20 protein-coding genes are annotated in these 24582 nt (G+C 57.6%); 8 read left to right on the forward strand and 12 right to left on the reverse strand.

Annotation, left to right across the window (positions count from 1 at the left end):
* Window positions 1-132: 132 nt before the first annotated feature.
* The 10 genes from AO726_RS08990 to AO726_RS09035 form a co-directional block, all read right to left on the reverse strand.
* On the reverse strand, window positions 133-1092 hold the full coding sequence (locus tag AO726_RS08990; RefSeq protein ID WP_058067726.1) for a flavin reductase family protein: 960 nt from the start codon (window positions 1090-1092) through the stop codon (window positions 133-135).
* Window positions 1093-1206: 114 nt separating this feature from the next.
* The gene (locus AO726_RS08995; RefSeq protein WP_058067727.1) at window positions 1207-2457 is read right to left on the reverse strand and encodes an acyl-CoA dehydrogenase; all 1251 of its coding nucleotides are present in this window, start codon (window positions 2455-2457) and stop codon (window positions 1207-1209) included.
* A gap of 261 nt (window positions 2458-2718) precedes the next feature.
* Entirely contained in the window at window positions 2719-3150 is a 432-nt protein-coding gene (locus AO726_RS09000; protein WP_058067728.1) for a glycine zipper domain-containing protein, read from the reverse strand.
* A gap of 155 nt (window positions 3151-3305) precedes the next feature.
* Window positions 3306-5627, reverse strand: a complete 2322-nt coding sequence (locus tag AO726_RS09005) for an FdhF/YdeP family oxidoreductase (protein ID WP_058067729.1) — start codon at window positions 5625-5627, stop codon at window positions 3306-3308.
* Window positions 5624-6457, reverse strand: a complete 834-nt coding sequence (fdhD, locus tag AO726_RS09010; protein WP_058067730.1) for a formate dehydrogenase accessory sulfurtransferase FdhD — start codon at window positions 6455-6457, stop codon at window positions 5624-5626. Before fdhD ends, AO726_RS09005 begins: the two co-directional genes overlap by 4 nt.
* Window positions 6458-6588: 131 nt before the next feature.
* Window positions 6589-7473, reverse strand: coding sequence for a LysR family transcriptional regulator (locus AO726_RS09015; RefSeq protein ID WP_058067731.1), 885 nt, complete (start codon window positions 7471-7473; stop codon window positions 6589-6591).
* Window positions 7474-7571: 98 nt separating this feature from the next.
* Window positions 7572-8894: a c-type cytochrome gene (locus AO726_RS09020; protein ID WP_082629095.1), complete on the reverse strand. Its 1323-nt coding sequence runs from the start codon at window positions 8892-8894 to the stop codon at window positions 7572-7574.
* Between the two features lie 11 nt (window positions 8895-8905).
* Entirely contained in the window at window positions 8906-10678 is a 1773-nt protein-coding gene (locus AO726_RS09025; RefSeq protein WP_058067732.1) for a GMC family oxidoreductase, read from the reverse strand.
* A gap of 1 nt (window position 10679) precedes the next feature.
* A complete protein-coding gene (locus AO726_RS09030) occupies window positions 10680-11423 on the reverse strand; it encodes a gluconate 2-dehydrogenase subunit 3 family protein (protein ID WP_058067733.1) in 744 nt (247 codons plus the stop codon).
* A 264-nt stretch (window positions 11424-11687) separates the two neighbouring features.
* The gene (locus tag AO726_RS09035) at window positions 11688-12536 is read right to left on the reverse strand and encodes a VOC family protein (RefSeq protein ID WP_058067734.1); all 849 of its coding nucleotides are present in this window, start codon (window positions 12534-12536) and stop codon (window positions 11688-11690) included.
* Window positions 12537-12882: 346 nt separating this feature from the next.
* On the opposite strand from AO726_RS09035, the gene lysM reads away from it, so the two are divergent.
* A complete protein-coding gene (gene lysM, locus AO726_RS09040) occupies window positions 12883-13320 on the forward strand; it encodes a peptidoglycan-binding protein LysM (protein WP_058067735.1) in 438 nt (145 codons plus the stop codon).
* 45 nt (window positions 13321-13365) lie between these two features.
* Here the strand turns inward: lysM and yrfG are convergent, their stop codons facing one another.
* Complete coding sequence (yrfG, locus tag AO726_RS09045; RefSeq protein ID WP_058067736.1) at window positions 13366-14028, reverse strand: GMP/IMP nucleotidase; 663 nt, start codon at window positions 14026-14028, stop codon at window positions 13366-13368.
* 196 nt (window positions 14029-14224) lie between these two features.
* On the opposite strand from yrfG, the gene nudE reads away from it, so the two are divergent.
* The 4 genes from nudE to AO726_RS09065 all read left to right on the forward strand — a co-directional run bounded on the left by nudE (window position 14225) and on the right by AO726_RS09065 (window position 17680).
* Window positions 14225-14791 (forward strand): ADP compounds hydrolase NudE, encoded by a 567-nt coding sequence (gene nudE, locus AO726_RS09050; RefSeq protein WP_058067737.1) that lies wholly within the window; start codon window positions 14225-14227, stop codon window positions 14789-14791.
* Window positions 14788-15621 (forward strand): 3'(2'),5'-bisphosphate nucleotidase CysQ, encoded by an 834-nt coding sequence (cysQ, locus tag AO726_RS09055; protein WP_446737415.1) that lies wholly within the window; start codon window positions 14788-14790, stop codon window positions 15619-15621. The genes nudE and cysQ overlap by 4 nt, the downstream gene beginning before the upstream one ends.
* A gap of 429 nt (window positions 15622-16050) precedes the next feature.
* Window positions 16051-16257 carry a DUF3311 domain-containing protein gene (locus AO726_RS09060; RefSeq protein WP_058067738.1) on the forward strand — a complete coding sequence of 69 codons (207 nt, stop codon included), beginning with the start codon at window positions 16051-16053 and terminating at the stop codon, window positions 16255-16257.
* A gap of 19 nt (window positions 16258-16276) precedes the next feature.
* Window positions 16277-17680 carry a sodium:solute symporter family protein gene (locus AO726_RS09065; protein WP_058067739.1) on the forward strand — a complete coding sequence of 468 codons (1404 nt, stop codon included), beginning with the start codon at window positions 16277-16279 and terminating at the stop codon, window positions 17678-17680.
* 138 nt (window positions 17681-17818) lie between these two features.
* On the opposite strand, the gene AO726_RS09070 is transcribed toward AO726_RS09065, so the two are convergent.
* Window positions 17819-19729, reverse strand: coding sequence for a beta-ketoacyl synthase (locus AO726_RS09070; RefSeq protein WP_058067740.1), 1911 nt, complete (start codon window positions 19727-19729; stop codon window positions 17819-17821).
* Window positions 19730-19964: 235 nt separating this feature from the next.
* Between AO726_RS09070 and AO726_RS09075 the strand changes: the two genes are divergently transcribed.
* From AO726_RS09075 to AO726_RS09085, 3 genes are all read left to right on the forward strand, one after another.
* Complete coding sequence (locus AO726_RS09075) at window positions 19965-21614, forward strand: acyl-CoA synthetase (protein WP_058067741.1); 1650 nt, start codon at window positions 19965-19967, stop codon at window positions 21612-21614.
* Between the two features lie 113 nt (window positions 21615-21727).
* Window positions 21728-22729, forward strand: a complete 1002-nt coding sequence (locus AO726_RS09080) for an extracellular solute-binding protein (protein WP_058067742.1) — start codon at window positions 21728-21730, stop codon at window positions 22727-22729.
* 142 nt (window positions 22730-22871) lie between these two features.
* Window positions 22872-24488 (forward strand): ABC transporter permease, encoded by a 1617-nt coding sequence (locus AO726_RS09085; protein ID WP_058067743.1) that lies wholly within the window; start codon window positions 22872-22874, stop codon window positions 24486-24488.
* Window positions 24489-24582: the final 94 nt, after the last annotated feature.

Consider the following 24582-nt stretch of genomic DNA (forward strand, 5'->3'; position numbering starts at 1 on the left):
CTGAGGATCGCTTTGGTGGATAAGGCTTGGCCTTATCTCCCTGCCTGATACGCGGCATTCAATTGTAAAAACCCAGGCGGCAGGCATAAAAAAGCCCCCTGAAAAGGGGGCAAGGTGTGAAGCACTGAGCACTCAATTGGCGAGCAGTTTCTGCAGTACCCGCTTGGCGGCAGCAATATCCGATTCCGGGATGCCGGCAAGTTGCTCGTGGGTAAATTCGGTAGCGCGGGCAACCAGTGCCTGACGCTTTTCCAGGCCGCTTGCAGTCAGGGAATATTCCCCGGCGTTGGCCTGAACAAAACCCTGTTTGATCAGCTCATTCAGCGCATCTTCAATCGCGCCGCGCCCCAGCAGCGTTTCGTGCTCAATGGCATCCTGCGCGGCGGCACCGGCTGAGAGCAGATTGAGCAGGCGCGAGGTGGCGCGGGTCACACCCAGTTCTTCACGGTGAGCCTGGAACAGGTGCGACAGATGCTGGCTGGTGTTGCTCAGCAGGCTGGTGAACAGCATGTCGTCATTGCCACTTTGGGTACTGCTGACGGCTTGCGACTGACTCAGCTGCGGATGGTTCTGGGTGACAGCATATTGGCCTTGGGCGAACAGCAGCGGTTCACCGCTAAAGCGTGCGTAATGCTCAACCTGACCCAACAGAATCCAGTGATCACCGCCTTCATAGACTTTCACCAGACGGCACTGGAAGTGCGCAATCGCGCCATCAATCAGCGGCGCATTGCCGGCACCTGCGGTCCAGGGCACCAGATTGAAACGTTCTTCATGGGCGGAGCCAAACAGCTGGGAAACTTCAACCTGATCGGCTGCCAGCACGCTGACGGCAAAGTGGCTGGCTTCCATAAAGGTGGCGGCGCTGGAGGATTCACAGCGGACCGACCACAACACCAGTGCCGGGTTGAGCGATACAGCTGCAAACGAGTTGGCGGCCATCCCGACGCGTTTGTCACCATGCTGTGCAGTGATGACCGAAACGCCCGTTGGATACTGACCGAGTGTGCGGCGGAAGGCGCGTGAATCCTCAAGCGGATTGCCTTGTTCAAGCAGGCGTGAATCAGCTTCGGGGGCAACAGAATGTGGCATAACAGAAATCCTTGCCCGGACCTGCGTCAGGGCTGTTTTTATAGATTGTCTGCGCAAGCGCTGACGCTTCGGCGCGGTGGTGCGTTGCGTGGACGCACCACCGCAAGGGCTGGCTTACTTGTAGTAGGCCAATGTGCCGAAGTCGCAGAAGGGCGCGGGCTCCATGCCGAACATGGTTTTGATGTACTGCCCGGCAGCTAGCTCGCGGCCAGCAGAACCGTGGTTACGGGCGGCCATCAGGTCGCGGAAAACAATTTGCAGGACGTTGTTCGAAGCGGAGGCAGCAGCGCCTGCGATCGGCCACAGTTGAGCGATGGTCTCGAAGCAGGTGGCGTTGGCATCGGCGGACTCGAAACGGACGCGCATGCGCTCAAGCGGCGTAGCTTCTTCACCGCGGCAAGCGGTTTCGAACAGCTGTTTCCAGTTGTTCAGGTGACGCTCACGCACACCATTAACCTTGGTCAGCGCGTCCGCCAGTTTCAGGTGCAGGAACGGGTTCTGAGCGATCGGAGCACCGGTGCCCTGACGGGTCAGACGTACACGGGACTGCTCGATAAAGGTATCGATGCCGCAGGTTGCTGTACCAATCACTGTGTTAGTGGCAGTGGAGTTGAAAATTCCCAGGAACGACATCCAGTACAGAGGGCGGTTATTCACTTCCCAGCCTGGGTTAGCGTCGTTGTAAGTGTCGACCAGTTCGTGGATGCGGTAGTCCGGAACGAACACGTCTTTAACTGTCAGGGCCTTACTGCCAGTCCCTTTGAGGCCGGAAACGTCCCAGCTGTTGTGGTCGATGGTCAGGTCACTGACCGGTACTACGAAGTTGCGCGCGCCGCCGCCGAGGATGACCCACTGCGCGTGATCAACACCGCTGGAGAAGGTCCATACGCCGTTAAGCAGGTAGCCGCCTTCAACTTTTTCTGGCTTGCCGATTGGGGCGTAGGAGCTGGAGGCTCGGGTGTCCGGGCCAGTTGCCCAGAACTCGTCCTGCATGCGCTTGCTCATCAGGGCGATTTCGAATGCGTGGCAGTTCAGCTGGCCGGCAATCCAAGCTGCGGAGCTGTCTGCTGCACCGATTTTCATGATGCCTTCAAAGAACGACGCCGGATCAATTTCCAGGCCGCCGTATTGCAGCGGAGTGAAGGTGCGGAATACGCCTGCATCGACCATGGCCTGAACGGTTTTGTCCGGCACTCGGCCATTGGCTTCAGACTCGAAGCGGCCCTCGGCGATGACGGGGACTACTGCTTCGACAGCTTCAACAAAAGCGCGACCGGCAGTCAGCGCGCGCTCGCGGTATTCCTTCCAGCAGGCTTGGCGTGGATTGTCGTTGGTAGCAGTCGGTTGCAGGGACGCAGTTGGCATGATTCAGCACCTCACATTGTTGTTGTGGGGGCAGAATTTATGGGCCGCTGAGCAGTCACTCAAACCATATTTATGGCGTGTTTATGAGAAAAACTCATTCATTGGGTATGGCCTGTAAGTGCCGGTACAGAGAGGCAGGTGCGTTCTTGAAGAATTAATGGATGAGTTGAAAGAGGGGGGCACAAGGCCAAGTTGCCCACTGCCTGTGACGGGCAGTGAGACGGCGGACTCGCCAGCTATACGCCGAGTCCGCCATTGATCTTAGTGATGACGCTTGTGCTTCTTTTTGCCGTGCTTGTGGCCACGGTTGTAGTGATGATGGTCATCACGGCTGTTGTCTTTGGCGATCTCATTGGCCAGCGCGCCACCAGCTGCACCGCCAAGGCCTGCACCAATGGTTGAGCCAGTGCTGCCACCGACCTTGCCGCCGACAACAGAACCACCCGCGGCGCCCAGGCCACCGCCCAGAGCAGCTTCAGTTTTGTTGCCATCGCGGGCAGTGATCACACCGCCTGCAGCACCGCCTAAGCCAGCACCAATGGCCGCACCGGTGCTGCCGCCTACTTGCTGGCCGATCACATTACCCAGCACTCCACCCACACCGCTGCCTAGGGCTACTTTGCCAGTGTCGCCGGCGAAGGCCATCGGGGCGGCCAGGGCGCTGAACAACATTGCAGAAATTAACGTACGCATACGGCAATCCTTCTCAGATAAATGAGCACGCGGTGCTTTGGAGCTACCGCTCCGGGCTGCTTCAAGTGCGGCCCAGTTAAAGCCTTAGAGCACGTATCTTCGGAAAATTCCGTACCGCCGGTGAAATTTTTTAGGCCTTTGGTGTGAGGCCCGATCTAGACGATTCGGGCCGTTGCAGCAGCGTGCGACAGGCGGATTGCCACGAACTTGGAGGTTGGGGTAAAGCTGCCGGTGCCGTAGCTTTCAAGCGGTACCAGCGGGTTGGCCTCCGGGTAATAGGCGGCAGCCTGGCCTCCGGGAATATCGAAGGCGAGCAAGGTAAAGCCGGTTACTTTGCGCTCAATGCCGTCATTCCAGATGGCTTCAACATCCACTTTCTGTCCGGGTTTGTAGCCCAGACGGAGAATGTCGGCCTCGTTGGCGAACAGTACGTCGCGTTGCCCGGAAACGCCACGGTAACGGTCGTTCAGGCCATACACGGTGGTGTTGTACTGGTCGTGGGAACGCAGGGTTTGCAGGATCAGATCAGGCTTTTGGCCGGTCTGACGAACCTGCTCAGGCAGCAGGTCATTCGGCAGCTGGTTAGGTTTGAAGTTGGCCTTGCCTGTAGCCGTCTTCCAGTTGCGCGCACCCGCTGAGTTACCGAGGTAGAACCCGCCAGGGTGTTTCACCCGCTCGTTGAAGTCGGTAAAGCCGGGAATGGTGTCGGCAATCAGTTCGCGGATACGGCTGTAATCGGCAATCAGCTCATCCCAGTTAACCGGGTGATTGCCCAGTGTGGCTTTAGCGATGCCGGCAATGATCGCAGGCTCCGAGCGCATCTGCTTTGACAGCGGCTGAAGCTGGCCGTAGGACGCGTGAATCATGCTGAATGAGTCTTCCACGGTTACGGCCTGCGGGCCGCTGGCCTGCATATCAATATCGGTACGTCCAAGACACGGCAGGATCAACGCATCGGTGCCCGGTGTCAGGTGGCTGCGGTTGAGCTTGGTGCTGATCTGCACGGTCAGTGCGCAGTTGCTAAGGGCTTTGTGGCTGCGCGGGCTGTCTGGTGTGGCTTGGGCAAAGTTGCCGCCCAGGCCGATAAACACTTTGGCCTGACCGTCGAGCATGGCGTTGATGGCTTCCACCACGTTGTGGCCATGCCGGCGCGGCACCTGAAACTTGAAGCGTTGTTCCAGCGCCTCAAGGAACGCCAGCGGTGGCCGTTCGTTGATGCCCATGGTGCGATCACCCTGCACGTTGCTGTGCCCACGTACCGGGCACAGGCCCGCGCCGGGCCGACCGACGTTGCCGCGCAACAGCTGTAGGTTAACGATCTCCTGAATGGTCGCCACGGAGTGATGGTGCTGGGTAATACCCATGGCCCAGCAGATGATCACGCGCTCGGCGCGGCGATAAAGCAGGGCTGCGTGTTTAAGCTCATCCAGGGTCAGGCCGGATTGTTCCACCAGCGAGTCCCACGAGGTGTCATCCAGCAGGGCCAGATAGTCATCCACGCCGTCGGTGTGCCCGGCAATAAAGTCCAGATCGAACACCGGCGCTTCGCCGTTGGCCAACGCTTCGCGGTGCCACTGCAATAGGTACTTGGCGATGCCGCGAATCGCCGCCATATCACCGCCCAACGCAGGGCGGAAGAAGGCGGTGTTGAGTGGCTCGGAGCCGTTGGTGAGCATTTCCAGCGCATTTTGTGGGTGTTGGAAACGCTCAAGTCCTCGCTCCTTGAGCGGGTTGAAACAGACCACCTGAGCACCGCGCTGAACCGCTTCACGCAGCGGTTCCAGCATGCGCGGATGGTTGGTGCCGGGGTTCTGTCCGAGCACGAAAATCGCGTCGCTGTGCTCGAAATCATCAAACGTCACGGTGCCCTTACCGACGCCAACGCTTTGGCCTAGCGCCACACCGCTGGCCTCGTGGCACATGTTCGAGCAATCCGGAAAGTTGTTCGTGCCAAAGGCGCGGACAAACAGCTGATACAGATAGGCGGCTTCATTGCTGGCCCGGCCAGAGGTGTAAAACTCAGCTTGATTGGGGCTTTCCAGCGCGTTCAGGTGTTGGGCGATCAGGGCAAAGGCATCGTCCCAGCTGATGGGACGATAGCGGTCTGTGGCGCGGTCATAGCGCATCGGCTCGGTCAGGCGGCCCTGATACTCAAGCCAGTAGTCGGACTGCTCGCGCAGTTGGCTGACGCTGTAGCGGGCGAAGAAGGCATCGTCTACGCGGCGTTTGGTGGCTTCCCAGTTGACCGCTTTGGCACCGTTTTCACAGAACTTGATATGGCCGTCTTCCGGCGAGTCACCCCAGGCGCAACCGGGGCAGTCGAAGCCGCCGTGCTGGTTGGTTTTGAGCAGGGCGCGCAGGTTTTTGAACGGCTGCTTACTGTCCAGCCAGAACTGCGTGACGCTGCGCAGTGCTCCCCAGCCGGCTGCCGGGCCAGAGTAAGGTTGATAGCGGGGCTTGTTGGTTTGCAGGCTCATGGGCGCATGACTCCCTGTGCAACTGGGCTGTAGACCCGGGGCGCACTGTGTTTAGGCAAATGAATAAGGTTGAGATTATGTTGCCGCGCCCATTGCACGCTGAGGCTGGTAGGGGCGGAGAGGCTGACCAGGGTGCCGATATTGGCCCGCAGCGCCTTGTGGATAAGTTCCAGGCTGCAGCGGCTGGTAACCACTGCGAACCCTGAATCTGTTGTTGTGCCGGTGCGTTGCAGGGCACCGATCAGTTTGTCCAGGGCGTTGTGGCGGCCAATGTCTTCTCGGCACAGGCGGATATCGCCCTGTTCATCAACAAACAATGCGGCATGTACGGCACCGCTGTATTGGGCCAGGGTTTGCGCGTCTTCAATGCGCTCACGCAAACCGCTCAGGTGGGCGGCAGGCGGTAAGTTGGACGGTCTTAGCGGCGTGATCTGCGGCAGCGCCTGCTCTAGCGCCTCCACTCCGCACAGGCCGCAGCCGGTATTGCCAGCCAGGGTTCGGCGCTGTTCTTTGAGGGCCCAAAACGCCCGACTGCTGACCTCAACTTCAGCCGCATAAGCATGTTCAGTGGCTGTCAGGGTGACATCATAGATGTCGTCGATTGAGGCGGTCAGGCCGCTGCTGAGGCTGAATCCATAGACAAAGTCTTCCAGATCCGATGGTGTGACCATCATCACGCTATGGCTGAGGCCGTTGTAGCTAATGGCCAGCGCACACTCTTCTGCAAGTGCAGTGGTTTCGGCTTGCTCAGGGTTTTCCAGAGCAGCGTAACTGTAGCTTGGCGCGGGCAGTTTAGCGGGTACGTGCGTAGCGCTTGCGTGGCGTGGCATAAGGTGGTCACTTCGCAGCTTGCAGGTGATGCTGCAAGCCTAGAGTGCCGCTTAGGGTGCGTCTAATTGTCGCTTCTGATTTTGTGATCGAGGGTATCTATTAAGGTGCTGTATCAGTCGCTACTTGGCGATTATGCCTTGGCGAAATTGCGGCCTTCTTCGAAACAGGCCGCTGCCAGGGCTGAGCGGGGATCGCTTTTGCGGATGATCAGGCCGAGCGGCGAAAGGGTGTGGGCGTCTTCGATAGGTATGAGTGCCTGATGCCGGGTGATCTCATGTAGGCCGCTGTTCATGGGCATTATGGCGCAGCACAGACCGGCGTTTACGGCTTGCAGAAGCTGGTGCACGGCGTCTGTTTCCAGCTTAGGCGAAGGGCTCAGCCCGCGTGAGCGGAAGTTGTGATCAATGGACTGACGAAAATGCATGCCGCTGGTCAGGAGCCCCAGCGGCAGCTCGGTCAGTCGGTCCCAGGTCATGGACTGCTGTTCAAACTGGAAGTGGCGCTGGTCATACAGCAGGCCCATACGTGTGTCGGCCAGTTCGATGCTGTCGAAATGCTCGCGATCAAGCCGATCCAGATAAGAGATACCCAGATCTAACTGATTGCTTTGCAGTCCTTCGAGGATTCGCTCACTGCTTAGAGAGAACAGGCGGAAGTTCAGGCCGCTGTGCTCATGGGCAAAAGCCTGAACCAGTGTCATCGGGTCGATTCCGGCCAGCGGCACCACGCCCAGACGCAAGGTGCCGATCAGTTGGCCGCGACAGGCTGCAGCCTCCGCATGCAGGCCGTCATGGGCGGCCATCACGCTGCGCGCCCAGGCCAGAATGCGCTCGCCTTCGGGGCTAAATCCTTCAAAGCGCTGGCCGCGGCGTACCAGTTCAAAGCCCAGCTCTTCTTCCAGTTGGCGCAGCCGCATGGACAGCGTCGGTTGGGTAATGTGGCAACGGGCGGCGGCCTGGCCAAAATGCCGGGTTTCATCCAGCGCGATGAGAAACTTCAGTTGCTTGATATCCATCCCGACACCTTGCCAAGTACGCAAAGGAGGGGATTCTAGCAGTGCTTCGGCTGAGCAGGCAGACACCACCGCCCGTTGCAGGCGGTGGTGTCTGTAGGTCAGTGTTGCTGACTCGGATAGGCACGGCTGAGCATCGGGTTTTCGTGCTCTTCGCTGATGGCTTTGCGGATAGCTCTGACGTCACTGGTGCTGACTTCAGCTGCCTTGTTGCCCCAGCTAGTGCGGATGAAGGAGGCCAGTTGCGCTGCCTCTTCATCGCTCAGACGCCAGCCGAAATCAGGCATGACCAGATCAGACGGAGCCTGTTTCGTGGATGGCAATCGGCTGCCGTTGAGAATCACCCGAATCATTGAACTGGGATCGCCACTGAGCACGGAAGGGTTCCCGGCAAGCCGTGGGAATACCCCGCTGGCCCCCAGACCATCGGTGCGGTGGCAGGCTGCGCAGTTGTCCACGTAAAGCTCGCTGCCGCGATTGGGCTGGCCCCCGGCACGCAGGGTGGTGGCGGTTTCATCACTAGCTTTGAATAGCTCGGCGGCATCTTCCGTAGCGGGGAGTGATTTCAGGTATTGGGCTATGGCCAGCAGGTCTGTATCCGTGAAGTGTTGACCGCTGTGCTGGATCACATCATTCATGGCTCCTATAGATGAAAAGTGGTCATTGCGACCATTTTTCAGGGTTTCAATGATGTCTTCCTCGCTCCAAGTGCCCAGCCCGTCTCCAGTGTTGCCGCGCAGGTTGATCGCCACCCAGCCGTCGATTACCTGCCCGCCGGACAGATAGGCCGGATCGCTGTCATCCAGTGCTTTCTCCTGTAATGTCAGAGCGCGTGGCGTGTGGCAGCTACCGCAATGACCCAGCCCCTGAACCAGGTAGGCGCCTCGTTCTAGCTGGGCATCCTCTATTTCACCTGAGGTTGGGGTGGCTGCGACTTCAGGAGCAAACAGCGTTCGCCAGATGCTCAGTGGCCAGCGCATGGAGAGGGGCCAGGGTATGTCTGTCTCACGGTTGCTCTGGGCAACCGGTTCAACACCTTTCATGAAGTAGGCATAGAGGGCTTTGATGTCCTCATCCGTCACTTTTGCATACGACGGGTAAGGCATGGCCGGATACAGGGTGTAGCCGTCTTTTGCGATGCCGTGACGGACCGCTTTATCGAAATCTTCCAGTGAAAAGTTACCGATACCGGTGGCCGGATCAGGGGTGATGTTGGTCGAGTAAACCGTACCGATCGGTGTGGCCATCGGTAGGCCGCCTGCGTATGGTTTTCCGCCTTTTGCGGTGTGGCAGGCCACGCAGTCGCCGGCTCTGGAAAGGTATTCGCCTTTGCTGATCAGGTCCGGGTTAGTGAGTTCATTTGCCCACAAAACAGGGGCAAACAGCAGGCTGGCCACAACCAGCGAGTTGCGAACATTCATCATGGTGCTGTTCCTCACGCGTGGACCAATGGGCCGGGAGACTTCAGGTACTGCTCGCGAATCGCTTTCGCGGACCAGTAAGCCAGTGCCCCCACCATGCCGGTCGGGTTGTAGCCGTTGTTTTGCGGGAACGCGCACGCGCCCATCACAAACACGTTGGAGACATCCCAAGATTGCAGGTAGCGGTTTACCGCGCTGGTTTTGGGGTTGTCGCCCATGATCGCGCCACCGCAGGTGTGGGTACTCTGATAGCGCGTGGTGTTGTAATGCTCGCCGGGCTTTTTGGCATCGGCGGTGATGGCCAGCGGGTTGAGGCTGCGGGCCATTTCTTCGAGTTTGCCGACCATGTACTGGTTGGCTTTGATCTCGTTTTCTTTCCAGTCGAAGGTCATCCGTAGCAGCGGGCGGCCGTAGGCATCTTTGTAAGTCGGGTCGAGGTCCAGGTAGCAGTCCTGATAGGCCATGTTGGCCCCTTGAACCTCCCAGTAAAACTGATGGCGGAAGCTATCTTGCGCGGCCTTCTTCCAGGCACTGCCCCATTTCGGGCTGCCCGGTGGGAGGCTGATGCCGCGCACAGGTCCGCTGCCGGGCTGGCGTGCCCACAAAACGCTGCCTCCCAGATAGCCGAGCCTGGCGTTGTCGATCTGGTTGCCGTTGAAGTCATCAATCACCTGACCGGCTCCGCCAATCCCGATAAAGGGGTTGCCCTGCACGCTCTTGTCAAAGAACAGGGTCATCCGGGTCAGGTTTTGGTAGGTGTAGTTCTTGCCGACCACGCCTTCGCCGGTAAGCGGGTCGTAAGGTTTGCCGATGCCGGACAGCAACATCAGGTGGACGTTCAGGTATGAGAACGCAGCCAGAATGACCAGATCGGCAGGCTGTACCTGCTCATGCCCGGAGGCATCCAGATAGGTGACGCCAGTGGCCTTTCTACGGTCGCTGTCCAGGTTGACTTTGAGGACCTGAGAATTGGGCCGTAGCTCAAAGTTACTGCGCTGGCGCAGCACTGGCAGGATGCAGGCATTGGGGCTGGCCTTGGAGTAGTTCAGGCAGCCGTAGTCACTGCAAAATCCGCAAAAGTTGCAGGGGCCGAGCTGGCAGCCGTAAGGGTTTTTATAGGCTGCCGAAGCATTTGCAGCCGGGATCGGATACGGGTGATAGCCGAACTCTTTGGCAGCTTTGGCGAAGGCTTTGCCGCCGAGGTAGTCGGGGTTTGCGGCCAGCGGGAAATGCCTGCTGCGCGAACCCTCGAACGGGTTGCCACCGGCAATCGGCTGGCCGTTGATGATGCCGGCCTGACCGGACGTGCCGCAGACCTGCTCAAAGTGATCGAAATGCGGCTCAAGCTCCTCGTAGGTCACCGGGAAGTCCTGAATCGTCATCTCTTTGGGGATAAAGCCTTTGCCGTAACGGCTTTCGTAATTGGAACGCAGGTTGAGGTCTTCCGGCAGGGCGCGGAAGTGGCAGCCCGACCAGTGCGTGCCTGCGCCGCCCACACCGTCGCCCGGCTTAAAGGAGCCCATCTGCCGGTACGGAACAGCAACCTGGGACAGGTTATGGCGGATGGTCAGGGTCTCTTTGCTCAGGCTTTGCAGGTATTTGCGGTGCACGGAACCGGCAAGTTCATCATTGACTTTGGGGTACACAAAGTCCGGGTAAGTGTCGCGGTCAGCACCGCGCTCCAGCGCTACAACCTTGAGCCCTGCATCAGTCAGTTCCTTGGCCAGAATGGCGCCGGTCCAGCCCATGCCAACGATTACCGCATCGACTTTTTCTTTAATCGCCATATCAGCCTCTCCGACCGGACATGCTTACAGGGGGAAGCGGATAAGGTTTGGAAGTCTGATCAACCCAATCCATGAAGTCAGCGCGTACGCCGGGGTAGCCCACCATTCTCCAGCCGACCATGTCCTTATTGCCGCCGTATTGGGGATCGGAGAAGAACCCGTAGAAGGTTTCGTTGAGCAAGTGGCTGAAGAACACCTTGGCCGGTACGCCTTCGGTTTTGATCTCGCCTGCTTCCAGTTTCTTCAGGATGCTGTCCTGCTCGTCGTTGCTCAGCTCGCTGAAACGCTTACCGGCGAACGTCTGCTTGCACCATGCGTCCAGCCCGGCAATGCCGACCCGCAAAATATCGCGCGGCGGCAATTTGCCCTGATAGCCGAACTCCGGTCCCGCTTCCTGGAAGGGCCCCTGCAAGTACCAGATATCACCGGCTGCGTAGCCGCTTTGCATATGCCGGTCGATGAACTCTGGAACACCTGCTTCAACGGCTCCGGGCCCCAGCTCATCACTGGGAATCAGGCGGGCGCAGGCCGCATGGATAAAGGACCATTCAAGGTCGTTGAAAAACACGGGTGTATAAGGCGATGGCGGGGTGGATTCTGCTACCGGTCTAGCCGGTTCACTCGTGGCTGCTGAAACAAGCCCCGGAACCTGGCTGGCCACTACGCTGAGTGGAATCAGCGTCAGGGTGTTTTTAAAAAACGTCCTTCTGGACGCGCACGGTTTTCCTTCGTCTTCTTGGTTCACGGTGGACCTCTCAGGCTTGGGTCTAATGGTTTCTGCTGAACCGCTCCGATTCCTTCGGAGACTGTTTCCTTGACGCAATTAACATGGTCAGAGCTTGGTGGCTGTTGGTTGAAGGTGCTCGTCTGGACTCCTTTTCAGAACTCTTATTTCGCTTTAGATGCAGGTGGCACAGGCGTTTGTGAGGTGTGCACACTTGGACGGATTCAGGGGGAAAGCGGGGCGGAAGGAGCAGCTATCAGGGCCTGCCCTGCAAGAGAAATGGGGTCAGGTAAACAGGTTGGGTTTCTGGCGAACCTCGATTACGTACTCTCCGGGAAAACGCAGTACCGCACGCCGGTAGTGTGGGTCGGTGTATTCAGGTCGGATCAGTACATCCACATCTGCCTGCCTGGCCTTTTCCATAACGGCATCAAGGTCATCCACATCAAAGTCGGTTTTGATGTTGGTGTAGGGGTAAACCAGCTGCTCCCACAATCTGGCTGTAATGCCTATGACGTTGACATTGCCCAGTGAGGATTCGATTTGGACCCTACGGAATGCGCCTTGGGCAATGCCGATTTCTTCTGATGGGTAATACGCATCACTGACACGTTCGCCGTCGGTTGCCTCCAGAAAACTGCTGATAAATGTGGCGGCACTTTCGTAGCTCAGGTAGTAGCGCGTGTTGGACACCGAGTCGCGGATCGGGATCTCCGGGGCTTCACCTGCGTAGGAGTAGAACTGCAAACGTACACTGCCTGGCCACTCGAGCATGGCTTCGGAGTTGCTGCCGACCATCCAACGACGCAATACCTTGGCCCCGGCGCGCTGTGCGGCTTCAAGTGCTTTATCCATATCCACCACAGCAAAACCGACGCTTTCTTTCCCCATCGGGAATGGCGGAGCGTTGTCTTTATAGGCCTGAGCTGAAATGGCTCCTACGCGGGTGTGGAGATCAGTGAATTGCATTTCAGCAGGAACCGGGGCCAGGTTCAGATTGCTGATTGGGGCGGACGTCCCGTCGAAGACCGTGCTGAACTTTTCAACGAATACCGGAAGTTGGTCCGGGAACATCAGTACATGAGGGAGGGCATATTGAGAGCCGAGGCCGGCAGCTCTGCTTTTTCCAGACATGATAAATCTCCTTTTTATCAGCTCCGGGCTCAGGAACAGCGCCTTGATTTCAGGTTCTGAATCGGCTCGAAAGGCTGGCGGTTTCCATCGCATTTGCCTGTCAGATCTTTCCTAAGTCCGCAGTAAACGCCGTGACTGACGAGCTGTTCAAGGGTTTTGACCTGCTGTTATGGCGAAATAATTGTTCGAAATCTTCGACCGATAAAACCTCTGGACTGCCTCGCCGGCCATGGTTGGCAAGGGTTTGGTGGTGGTGGGCACAGAGTGGCGGAAATTTAAGAGTTTTCGGACTAGACTTCTTCTTCCGGGTGCTCCGGTCAATTTCCAAGGATTAAGAGGAAACCTTATGAGTCTGTTCTCATTCGTTAAAGAAGCAGGTACCAAGCTGTGGGAGTCACTGGTTGGCCAAGAGGCACAGGCTGCCGAGTCGCTGACCGAGCACGTGAAGCAGGTTGGTCTGGGTAACCCGAACATTCAGGTCACTGTGGAAGGCGAGAAAGTGATCGCCAAGGGTGAAGTGGCCACTCAGGAGGAGAAGGAAAAAATTCTGCTGGCATTGGGTAACGTGGCGGGTGTGTCTGAAGTGGACGACCAGATCACAGTGGCCTCTCCGGCTGCTGCCGCGCGCTTTGTCACCGTGAAGAAGGGCGACACCCTGAGCGCGATTGCCAAGGCTGAGTACGGCAATGCCAATCTGTACCCGAAAATTTTTGAGGCTAATAAGCCGATGCTGACTCACCCGGACAAAATCTATCCGGGGCAGGTGCTGCGTATTCCGGAATAACTGGAATCCGGACAGGCGGCCGCAAAGGCCGCCTGTTTAGCTGTCTTACAAACCGCTTACCAACTGGCGGTAGTCCTCTACTGCGTCAAATTCTTCCGTCTCTTTCATCGCGCCGCGGCTGTCAGGCTGACGGACTGCGAGCAGGTGGGCCACGCCGAATCTTCCCGCACTGCGCAGAATAGGCAGGCTGTCATCAATAAACAGACTGCGAGCCGGGTCAAACGGGAAGTCCTGTTGCAGGGCATGCCAGAACTGCTGCTCCTCTTTCGGAAAACCGTAGTCGTGGGAGCTGATCAGGCGGTCGAAATAGGGTGCTAGCTCAACCCGCTCCATCTTCAGCGACAGCGAATCGCGGTGCGCATTGGTGATCAGCACAACCTTTTTTCCGGCATTGCGGATAGCTGCGAGGAAAGTGTCTGCGTCCGGGCGCAGGGCGATCAGGTGGGCCACTTCGCGCTTGAGATCACGGATCGACAAATTCAGCTCGCGGCTCCAGAAGTCGGTGCAATACCAGCTCAGCTTGCCTGCATGTTCGCGAAACAACGGGATCAGCTCGGCATCCGCCAGCTCGCGGCTAATGCCGTGGTGTTCGGCGTAACGCTGGGGTAGGTGTTCCAGCCAGAAATGGTTGTCAAAGTGCAGGTCCAGCAGTGTGCCGTCCATATCCAGCAGGACGGTATCAATTTCATTCCAGGGCAAGGCAGGCATTCAGGCGATCTTCACAGAGGCGCAGGGCGCGGTATCGGGGCTTTGGCAGATCATCAGTAGCACCAGAGCCGGGTGCAAGTCCCGGTGCGAGAAATCTTTCGAACAGACCGTATGACGACTTCGTGCAATATCTGACGCAGATAATAGGATTAGCCGCGTTATGATAGCCCGTTAAGTCATCCTCAGGAGCAGCACCATGCGCCAGAAGCCCACAGTTCTCGCCCGCGAGATTGTAGCCAGCAGCCGTTTATTCCGTGTGGAACAGCTGCAGCTGCGTTTCAGCAACGGGGTTGAGCGTACTTATGAGCGCTTGGTGGGCAAAGGCACCGGTTATGGTGCGGTGATGGTTGTGGCCATGGCAGATGCCGAGCATGCACTGCTGGTCGAGGAGTATTGCGGCGGCACCGATGATTACCAACTGTCGCTGCCCAAAGGCTTGATCGAGCCGGGTGAAGAGGTGCTGGAAGCCGCGAATCGCGAGCTAAAGGAAGAGGCCGGGTTTGGTGCGCATAACCTGGAGTTTCTCGCTGAACTGAGCCTGTCACCGGGTTACATGAGCCAGAAAATTCAGGTGGTGCTGGCCTGGGACCTCTATGAAGAACGCTTGCCGGGCGATGAGCCTGAGCCGATGGGCTTGGACAAGATAAACCTGCGCGAGCTGTCCAGTTTGGTGGAGCACCCGCAGTTCACCGAAGGGCGCGCATTGGCAGCTCTGTATCTGGCCCGCGACCTATTGATCAAGCGCGGGAGTTTCAGCCTGTGAGTGAAGTGTTGAACAAGGAGCAGATCGCCGCGCTGGTCGCGTTGGCCCGCAAAGCAGGTGCTGCCACCCTGCCGTTCTGGCGCGCTGATGTTGAGGTAATGAACAAGGCTGACGCATCGCCGGTCACGGCAGCCGATATGGCCGCCCACCATATTTTGGATGCAGGTCTGCGTGAGCTGTTCCCGGATGTGCCGGTGTTGTCGGAAGAAGCCGCTGATATTGCCCTCAGCCAACGTCAGCAATGGCAGCGATGGTGGCTGGTCGACCCGCTGGACGGCACCAAGGAGTTTATCTCTGGCTCTGACGAGTTCACCGTGAATATTGCCCTGATCGAGCGCGGCAGGGTGGTGTTCGGCGTGGTCGGGATTCCGGCTACCGGTCGCTGCTATTACGGTGGCGCTGGTTTGGGCGCGTTTGCTTGTGAAGAGGGCGGTGAGCCGCAGGCGATCCAAGTACGTGAGGCTCCGGCAGAAGCCTTTACGCTGGTCGCCAGTAAGCGCCATTCAAGTCCTGAACAAGAGCGTCTGTTGCAAGGTCTGGCTGAACGCTTTGGCGAGTTGAAACTGGCCAATGTCGGCAGCTCATTGAAGTTCTGCTTGCTGGCCGAAGGCAAGGCGGATTGTTATCCACGTCTGGCACCGACATCGCAGTGGGACACCGCTGCAGCTCAAGGGGTGCTGGAAGGGGCTGGCGGTGAAGTGCTGACCCTGCAGGGCGAGGCACTGACCTACGAAGCCCGCGAATCTATGCTTAATCCCTACTTTCTGGCACTGCCGGCATCGGCTGCATGGCGCACGGACCTGATTGCTCTGGCCCGTCATTTGGGCTGAGTGGTCGGTTTGACTGTGCCAATTCTCGACTGAAGTCACCTCTGTAAAGATCGCTGCCTTAGCAGGGGCGATCTTTGCGTCTGAATACCTAGTTTTGACTGGCCATCTTCTTAATTGAAGGGCAGCTGTGCGCAGGCTTACTGCCGCAGAGCGGCAGCTCATGCATGGTTGCGGACGCCGCAAGGATTTTCCTCAGCCTAAGCAACAAAAAACATCCTTTCGCAGGTCTGGGTGGACTGGCCAGAATCTGGCCTATACCTCCGCCGTAGACGCGTCTGAGCTGTTCTCACGCACGCCGCAGGGCGTTGGTTGATCTGTTGTCAGCTCAGCTATTACTGCCCAATTCCGTTAGATGAATCTTCTATTAAGAGAGGTCGGTAAGGGCTAGAGCGAGTCAATCCACTGACAATCATAATAAAGGGACGTGCTATGAAAATTAGGCTATTGAGCTTTTGTATCGGCTTGGTTCTGCCCTACATCAGCGTGCTGTCGGGTATCTATTACTTCAGGTTCAGTAAGGACTTTATCCTCGGTTTTCCGCCTTTGTACTTCTGGGTCTTTCTTTGGTTCTTCCTTGCCTCAGCTTGTATTTCTGTGGCTTGGCAAATCGACAAAAAAGACTACGCCGATCAGTAACGGACAGAGGTGACGAATCATGGCCGCTTTAATCTTCTTTACGATCATCGCCTTTTCTTTGGCTATGGCGTTTTATGTCAACCGTCAGGCGAAAAAGGCCGATGTGGCTGACTTTCTTGTGGGTGGTCGCTCTTTTGGCGTGATCATTCTGTTCTTTCTCGCGGTGGGCGAAATTTACAGTGTTGCCACTGTGATAGGCCTGCCCGGCAGCATTTATGCCAAGGGTGTTAACTACGGCATCTGGTTTATGGCCTTTCTGCTGCTGATCTATCCGGTGGGCTATTACCTGGCACCGCGCATTTGGCGGGCGGGTAAGCAGTACGATGCGATGACTGCTCCGGATCTGTTCAAAGGCCGCTTTGCTTCACGGCCGCTGGAGCTGGTTGTGGCATTGCTGTATTTGCTGTTTCTGGTGCCGTGGGCGCAGATGCAGTTTCAGGGCCTGATCGTAGCGCTCAATGCCTTGGGCTATGAGATTCCACCCAGCATTGCAGTCATCATCGCCGGTGGCATTGCTTACCTGTATGTGTCCATCTCGGGGGTTAAGGCGCCTGCGATGATTGCGGTACTCAAAGACATTCTGCTGTTTGGCGCGATCATCGGTGTGGGCTTGGCGGCGTTTCACAAGCTTGGCGGTGTTGGGCCGCTGTTCGAGGCAGCAAGGGATAAGGGGGCTTCAATCGCCTATGGCAGCGATGCGGAAGTGGTGTTCTCAATGTCCACCATCGTCTTCCAGTCGCTAGCGTTCTATTGCCTGCCGTTTATGATCACCATCTTGTTTACCAGTAAGTCTGAGGCGGGGATCAAACGGGCCAAGCGCTTTATGCCGCTGTATATGCTGATGTTCCCCTTTCTGATCGCCGCTGCGTATTACGCAATGGTCGCTCTGCCTGAGCTGCCAAGCCCTAACCATGCGTTTATCGCAACAGCAATTGATGTGCTGCCGTCCTGGGCCATTGGTTTTGTGGCGGCGGGTGCGGCGCTGTCCGGGCTGATTCTGATTTCGGTGATTTCCCTGACCGTGGGCGGCATCTTTACCCGCAATATCGTCAGCAACGTGCCATTGGCTTCGCAAAAGCGTCTGTCACAGATGGTGATCATCGCTTACCTGATTATCTCCATGATTCTGACTGTGGTTCTGCCGAGTCTGATGCTCAATCTTATGAACACGGCTTATGCCGGGTTTGGTCAGATGCTGCCGGGACTGCTGGCCATTCTGTTCTTCAAGCGCGCGACGACGGCGGGGGTGTTGGCCGGGTTGCTGGTTGGTGTTGCGGCAGTATTTGCCATGTACTTCGGCGAGCTGAGCGTTTACTCGCTCAATATCGGCCTGGTCGCTGTGCTGCTCAATGCCACAACGGTGTTTGTGGTGAGCCTGCTGACCCAGCCGGGCAATGCCCGTGTCAGCGCCAACGCTGCCTGATGCTGGTAGGTAAGGCTATTTAAGGGCTGGTTAAGCCAGCCTTGGGTGCCGACTGATCCGCATAATTGATAGGCGAAACAAAAATGCCGTAGCCCTCAGTCAGGGCTACGGCATTTTCATTAATTGGACTGCTGCTTATCAGTCGATCATGTCGCTGTAGCGGCTGTCTGTGCCATACACCAGCGGCTGCTCGAAGCCCGGCACTTTGATCTGCTCCTGAGTGATCTCAATTTGCTTGTCATCGATCATGTCGTTGCCGAAGTTGTAGATCACATTCAGCTGGCCTTTCAGCGCTTGTTCGTCATACGCCTGAGCGGCCGCACGGGTGACTTCGCGACGTTTCACGTAATCAGCAAAGACCGCTTCGCCATGACGCTTGCGCAGCATGCGTTCGGCCACGTGCGGAGCCAGGACCACGGCGCTGGCGTTGTTGCCGCCAAAGCCCTTGGAGTTGATGAAGCAGGCTTCCAGTTGCTGTGGCTGCAAGCTGCGGTCCTGAGTGGAGATGCTCAGGTGATCTTGGAATACGTCATCGGCCACGGCATCGATTGTTTTGATACCGGGAATAACTCCGTATTTGAAGGTGCCCAGAGCGGAGATCAGTTGGTCGCCACTGGCGGTGGCCAGCGAGTGACCGACAAATGCCTTGGCCGCCGTTACCGGCCAGGCGTTGATGTTGAAAGCACTGGCAACCCGGTCGAGGATTTCCGATTCGGTCACACGGTTGGCCGGGGTGCTGGAGCCGTGGGCGTGGACAAAGCTGCGCTCACGTACGGCGTCGATGCCCAGCAGTTGCACGGCGCTGGCTACAGCTTTGGCTACGGTCAGGTAGTTGCCTGGTCCCGGGGCGGAAATGGATTTCTTAAAGCCGTCAGCATTGATGAATACGTCAGTGACTGCGCCGTGGATATCCGCGCCCAGCTGCAGAGCCAGTTCGTCGTCCATCAACACCACAAACTGGCAGGCTTCGGCCAAGGTGAAACCGCAGTTCTCGCCGAACGGGCGGCTGGCACGGCGGAAATCCACCTCGTCTTTGCCTTCGATCTGGCGCAGGCCATCTTCAGTGGCCAGTGCGCCCATGGCGCCGTAGCCTTCGATGCATTCCTGCGTCAGCGGTGCTTCGCTGTTGCCGACAATGACCAGGCGGGCCTTACCGCTGGCAATCTGCTCGATACCTTTCTGCAGGTTGTACAGGAAGGTGGCGCAGGCACCGGTGATGCTGCCAGTGGTGCCGACACTGCCGAGTACGTAGGCGTTGATAAAGTCGGCGGGCATGGTGTTCAGGCCCAGCGCGAGTTGTTTGGCGGTAACGCGGCCGCCCTTGAGGCGCGACTGCATCATGCCGGCGTAGCCGTTGTCGTCCAGCTGGCTCATGACGCTACCGGCGAATACTGCGATTTGGTCAGGCGGCAGCTGCTGGGCGATCTGTTGCCACTCAATGCCCACCGAGCGCAGGGCGTCAGTCACGCCAACCACGGTCATAGCCAGGCCGCGCGGGTGGAAGCGTGAGTTGTAATGTTCTGTTGGCTCAAAGCCTGTCGGCAGCTGACCGGCAGATTTCACTGCCAGGGGGCGGTAGCTGTTGACCTTGAAGTCGCAGCTGTCATGCAGGGTAACTTGCACTTCACTGGCGTTGAGTTCTTGCACAGACCAGTTTTCAGGCAGTGGCTCTGGCAGCTGTTTGCGTTGAGTCACGAAGCTGATGCTGCTGCCTTCACTGGGGCTGATGCTGATGTTTTTCTGCCAGAAGGCTGCATCAGGGTCCAGGTGCTGGGCTTCGATGCGGCGCACCAGAGTGCCTGCCAGAATTTGCTCGGCGTAGCGGCTCTCAATCTCAGCGAGGCTAAGCGGTTGGTCATTCTGATCGCGGTACTGGCCATCAACCACGGTCACCAGTTTCATCATCTGAGCCAGACCGCCCAAAGTTTGTTGGCGCGCATGGCTGTCCATGGACTCCAGCACTGTGCGGCGGAAACCGTGGTGGAACGAACTGCGTCCTGCAGCGTTATAACCACCAAAACCAACAATTACAGGTAGGCGAGAAGTCACTCGATCACTCCTTCAGAAAATGGCGCCACTCAAGCTCAGTTGAATCTGTAGCAGCTTGTTTCAGCTCTGGGACGCATTACATCAGGACCTCGGTCCTCAATGCAGCGTACGCATTGGCATTTGGATGACTATGCAGACGAAGTTGATGACCCATAAGTCACGGCTGCGACGAAGGTAGAAGTTCCCGGGAAACGCTCAGCTGGTACGGTTTCGTCAGATTTGCTGGAGAAAGACAATGCACAACGTAAACCCTTACGAATTTGGTATGCCACGCGAAGCCGCTAACTTTCAGGCGCTGAGTCCTTTGAGTTTCCTCGAGCGTGCGGCCAGTGTTTACCCACAGCGTCTGGCTGTGGTGAATGGTGCGCTGCGTCAGACTTGGGGACAGACCTACACGCGCTGCATCCGTCTGGCTTCTGCGTTGTCTAAGCGTGGCATTGGCCTGGGTGATACCGTTGCAGTTGTTGCCCCAAACGGCCCGGCCATGTTTGAGGCGCACTTTGGGATTCCGATGTGCGGTGCGGTCCTTAATGCAATCAACACTCGTCTGGATGCCGAGGCAATCGCCTTCATCCTGCAGCACGGCGAAGCCAAAGTCGTGCTCGTAGACAAGGAATTTGGTGAGCTGGTTCAGCGTGCAACCAGCCATTTGCCCAAGCGTCCGTTGATCGTCGGCATTGATGACCCTGAATTCCAGGGCGGCCAGCTGATCGGTCAGATGACCTATGAGGATTTGGTTGAAGAGGGTGATGCCGACTACCCGTGGCAGATGCCAGCCGACGAATGGCAAGCTATTTCCCTCAATTACACCTCTGGTACCACCGGTAATCCGAAGGGCGTTGTTTATCACCACCGTGGCGCGCACTTGAACTCACTGTCTAATGGTCTGTGCTGGGACATGAACCGCTTCCCGGTGTACCTGTGGACGCTGCCGATGTTCCACTGCAACGGCTGGTGCTTCCCGTGGGCAATGGCGGCTTACGTGGGCGTGAACGTGTGCCTGCGTCATGTCCGAGCTGATGCGATTTATGCGGCGATTGCCGAGCATAAGGTTGACCACTTCTGTGGCGCGCCAATTGTGCTGAATATGCTGGCCAACGCTGACGACAGCCTGAAAGCTCTGAAAACCCAGCCGGTCAAAGTGCTGACTGCCGGTGCTGCGCCACCTGCGTCGGTGATTGAGGCCATGGAAGCGCTGGACTTTAAAGTCACCCACGTTTACGGCCTGACTGAAACCTACGGCCCGAGCGTGGCCTGCGAGTGGAAGAGCGAGTGGGATGCTGAAACTCCGGAGAAGCGTGCCCGCCTGAAATCCCGTCAGGGTGTGCGTGCGGCGTTGCTGGAAGGGCTGATGGTGGCCGATCCGGATACGCTGCAGCCGGTGCCGAAGGATGGTCAGACCATCGGCGAGATCATGATGCGTGGCAACATCGTGATGAAGGGTTATCTGAAGAACCCAACAGCCACAGCTGAAGCCTTTGAGGGCGGTTGGTTCCATTCCGGCGACCTGGCTGTATGGCACGAGGATGGTTATGTCGAGATCAAGGATCGCTCGAAAGACATCATCATTTCCGGCGGCGAGAACATTTCCTCAATTGAGGTTGAGGACGCGCTCTACCGTCATCCGTCAATTCTCGAAGCGGCTGTTGTAGCAATGCCGCACCCACGCTGGGGAGAGACGCCTTGCGCGTTTGTCACCTGCAAGCCAGGTACGGAGCTGACAGAGAAAGAAGTCATTGAGTTCTGTCAGCAGCACATCGCCCGCTACAAAGTGCCGGGTTGTGTGGTCTTTACCGAACTGCCGAAAACCAGCACAGGCAAGGTGCAGAAGTTCGTGCTGCGTGACCGTGCCAGAGAACTATCGCAGCAGGCCTTTGTAGCCTGATATCAGAGCCTTCCACGGCAGGGGCTGAAACAGTTTGTGATGGCACGTGTGTTGTTAAACGAAATGCTATTCACTACTATTTAGCCCCTGATTTTTTGATGGAGGCACTCTAGATGTCGGCAAGCAAGCGTCTGTTGGCTGCACTTACCCTGACCACTTTGGCAGGTACTGTTCAGGCCTCCGAAGAAGTTGTGGTGTACTCCTCGCGCATTGACGAGTTGATCAAGCCCGTCTTCGATCTGTACACCGAAAAGACCGGTGTGAAGGTCAAGTTCATTACTGATAAAGAAGCCCCGCTGATTGCGCGCCTGAAAGCAGAAGGGGAAAACACCCCGGCTGACATCCTGATTACCGTCGATGCCGGTAACCTCTGGCAGGCCGAGCAGGAAGGTGTTCTGCGTCCGCTTAAGTCTGAAGTAATCGAAGCCAACATCCCCGCGCAGTACCGCTCCAGCACTAACAGCTGGACAGGCCTGTCGCTGCGTGCACGTACCATCTTCTACTCGACCGAGCGCGTGCAGCCGAGTGAGCTGTCCACTTATGAAGCGCTGGCGGATGCCAACTGGGAAGGTCGCCTGTGCCTGCGTACCAGTAAGAAGGTGTACAACCAGTCGCTGACCGCCACGCTGATTGAAACTCACGGTGCTGAGAAGACCGAAGAGATCATCAAAGGCTGGATCAACAACTTGGCTACCGACGTATTTGCTGATGACACCCAACTGCTGCAGGCCATTGATGCCGGTCAGTGTGATGTGGGCATTACCAACACTTACTACTATGGCCGCCTGCACAAGCAGAATCCGGACCTGAAAGTGAAGCCGTTCTGGGCCAACCAGGGTGACCGAGGTACACACGTGAACCTGGCTGGGGCCGGTGTTACCAAGCATGCACCGCATGCCGAGGCTGCACAGAAGCTGCTGGAGTGGATGACAACCCCTGAGGCGCAGAGCGTATTTGCCGGCGTGAACCAGGAGTTCCCGGCCAATCAAAGCGTGCCGTTCTCGGATGAGGTTAAATCCTGGGGCGAATTCAAGGCTGACAGCATTGCCATTGAAGTGGCCGGTAAGCGTCAGGCTGAGGCCATCATGCTGATGGATCGGGCTGGCTGGAACTGATTTAGCTTCGAGGTTGGTCCCCTGGCAGGCGTGCGCCGCGTTTTCGTACAGAACCTGGCATGAACCAACCGTTATACTCAGCGCCCCGGCATGTCCGGGGCGTTGTGTTTTTGCAGCTCAGTGACCGTCTTTAGGAGTTTGCGTGGCCCATCCTGCTCAGCGTCGTTGGTATCCCTTCGCCTTCACCGCGGCGTTGTTGGTTCTATTGCCGATCAGTGTGCTTTTGTTCAGTTGGCACGACATCGACCCTAAAATCTGGACCCACCTGTGGGAAACCCAGATGCCCCGGTTATTGGGCAATACCATCACCTTGCTGGTGGGGGTCGGCATTGGCGTTACTCTGCTGGGCGTGAGCCTGGCCTGGCTGACCAGTCTCTGCGAGTTCCCCGGCAGGCGCTGGCTGGACTGGGCGCTTATGCTGCCGTTCGCCATTCCGGCCTACGTGTTGGCCTTTGTGTTTGTTGGCCTGTTGGACTTTTCAGGCCCGGTGCAAACCCTGATGCGAGAGTTGTTCGGCAGCGGGATTCGCTTCCCCAGGGTACGTTCCACCGGCGGTGTGATCATCGTGCTGGTGCTGGTTTTCTATCCCTACGTCTACCTACTGGCGCGTAACGCCTTTCTGGCTCAGGGCAAGGGGTTAATGGAAGCCGCGCGGGTGCTTGGGCTCAATCCCTGGAGGGCGTTCTGGCGTGTGGCGCTGCCGATGGCGCGTCCGGCCATCGGTGCCGGGCTTGCATTGGCAATGATGGAAACGCTGGCGGATTTCGGTGCTGTTGCAGTCTTTAATTTCGACACCTTTACCAATGCCATCTACAAAACCTGGTATGGCTTTTACAGCCTGAGCAGCGCCGCGCAGTTAGCAAGCCTGTTGCTGCTGGCGGTCATGCTGGTGCTCTACGGCGAGCGACGCGCCCGCGGTGCAGTGCGACCGGCCAATGAGCGGCCGCGCGGTAAGGCGCTGTATCACCTACGTGGCGTCAAAGCCTGGGCCGCCACTGGCTGGTGCAGCCTGGTGTTTGCCTGTGGCTTTGTGATTCCACTGCTGCAGCTGGTGGTGTGGTTTTGGCAACGCGGCCGCTTTGATCTGGATGAGCGCTATCAGGAACTGATCCTGCACACCCTGTACTTGGGCGCGATGGCGGCATTGATCACCGTCAGTGTGGCGCTGCTTCTGGCGTTTTGCCGCCGTCTTACACCTACCCGGACGATGAGCTCGACCGTTGGCATCGCCAATCTGGGCTACGCCTTGCCGGGTTCGATGCTGGCGGTGGCCATTATGCTGGTATTCAGCTACCTCGACCGTGAGTTGGTGATTCCGCTTTCCAGCTGGCTGGGCGGTGCCGGTAAACCGTTGCTGTTGGGCAGTCTGGGGGCGTTGATCCTGGCTTATCTGATCCGCTTTATGGCGGTGGCGTATGGGCCGCTTGAAAACAGCCTGGCGCGGATTCGCCCATCACTGCCGGAGGCCTCGCGTAGCTTGGGGGTTGGCGGCGCGGGACTGTTCTTTAAGGTTTATCTGCCTTTGCTGGTGCCGGGCGTGCTGACCGCTGCCTTGCTGGTGTTTGTCGATGTGCTTAAGGAAATGCCGGCTACCTTGCTGATGCGACCGTTTGGCTGGGACACCCTGGCCGTTCGGGTATTTGAAATGACCAGTGAGGGGGAGTGGGCTAGGGCTTCATTGCCCGCGCTGACCTTGGTTCTAGTGGGGCTTTTGCCGGTAATTTTGCTGATCCGCCGTTCGGCACGTCGGGTTGGATAGGGCAGGTGGCGGATGACCGCCATCTGACTAGCCGGTACAATGCGCGCCATTCGAAGCGGCCTGTGTTTCGGAAAACTTGTGGAGCAGATTGATC

The organism is Pseudomonas sp. TTU2014-080ASC (assembly GCF_001446935.1).
Classification (GTDB): Bacteria; Pseudomonadota; Gammaproteobacteria; order Pseudomonadales; family Pseudomonadaceae; genus Aquipseudomonas.

Bases quoted from the DNA above. Each gene is read 5' to 3' on its own strand.
- AO726_RS09065 (WP_058067739.1), top strand. From the start codon at position 16,277: ATGGCCGCTTTAATCTTCTTTACGATCATCGCCTTTTCTTTGGCTATG.
- AO726_RS09060 (WP_058067738.1), top strand. From the start codon at position 16,051: ATGAAAATTAGGCTATTGAGCTTTTGTATCGGCTTGGTTCTGCCCTAC.
- lysM (WP_058067735.1), top strand. From the start codon at position 12,883: ATGAGTCTGTTCTCATTCGTTAAAGAAGCAGGTACCAAGCTGTGGGAG.
- AO726_RS09075 (WP_058067741.1), top strand. From the start codon at position 19,965: ATGCACAACGTAAACCCTTACGAATTTGGTATGCCACGCGAAGCCGCT.
- AO726_RS09025 (WP_058067732.1), bottom strand. From the start codon at position 10,678: ATGGCGATTAAAGAAAAAGTCGATGCGGTAATCGTTGGCATGGGCTGG.
- nudE (WP_058067737.1), top strand. From the start codon at position 14,225: ATGCGCCAGAAGCCCACAGTTCTCGCCCGCGAGATTGTAGCCAGCAGC.
- AO726_RS09035 (WP_058067734.1), bottom strand. From the start codon at position 12,536: ATGTCTGGAAAAAGCAGAGCTGCCGGCCTCGGCTCTCAATATGCCCTC.
- AO726_RS09005 (WP_058067729.1), bottom strand. From the start codon at position 5,627: ATGAGCCTGCAAACCAACAAGCCCCGCTATCAACCTTACTCTGGCCCG.
- AO726_RS08990 (WP_058067726.1), bottom strand. From the start codon at position 1,092: ATGCCACATTCTGTTGCCCCCGAAGCTGATTCACGCCTGCTTGAACAA.
- AO726_RS09020 (WP_082629095.1), bottom strand. From the start codon at position 8,894: ATGATGAATGTTCGCAACTCGCTGGTTGTGGCCAGCCTGCTGTTTGCC.
- yrfG (WP_058067736.1), bottom strand. From the start codon at position 14,028: ATGCCTGCCTTGCCCTGGAATGAAATTGATACCGTCCTGCTGGATATG.
- AO726_RS09000 (WP_058067728.1), bottom strand. From the start codon at position 3,150: ATGCGTACGTTAATTTCTGCAATGTTGTTCAGCGCCCTGGCCGCCCCG.
- AO726_RS08995 (WP_058067727.1), bottom strand. From the start codon at position 2,457: ATGCCAACTGCGTCCCTGCAACCGACTGCTACCAACGACAATCCACGC.
- AO726_RS09015 (WP_058067731.1), bottom strand. From the start codon at position 7,473: ATGGATATCAAGCAACTGAAGTTTCTCATCGCGCTGGATGAAACCCGG.
- AO726_RS09080 (WP_058067742.1), top strand. From the start codon at position 21,728: ATGTCGGCAAGCAAGCGTCTGTTGGCTGCACTTACCCTGACCACTTTG.
- fdhD (WP_058067730.1), bottom strand. From the start codon at position 6,457: ATGCCACGCCACGCAAGCGCTACGCACGTACCCGCTAAACTGCCCGCG.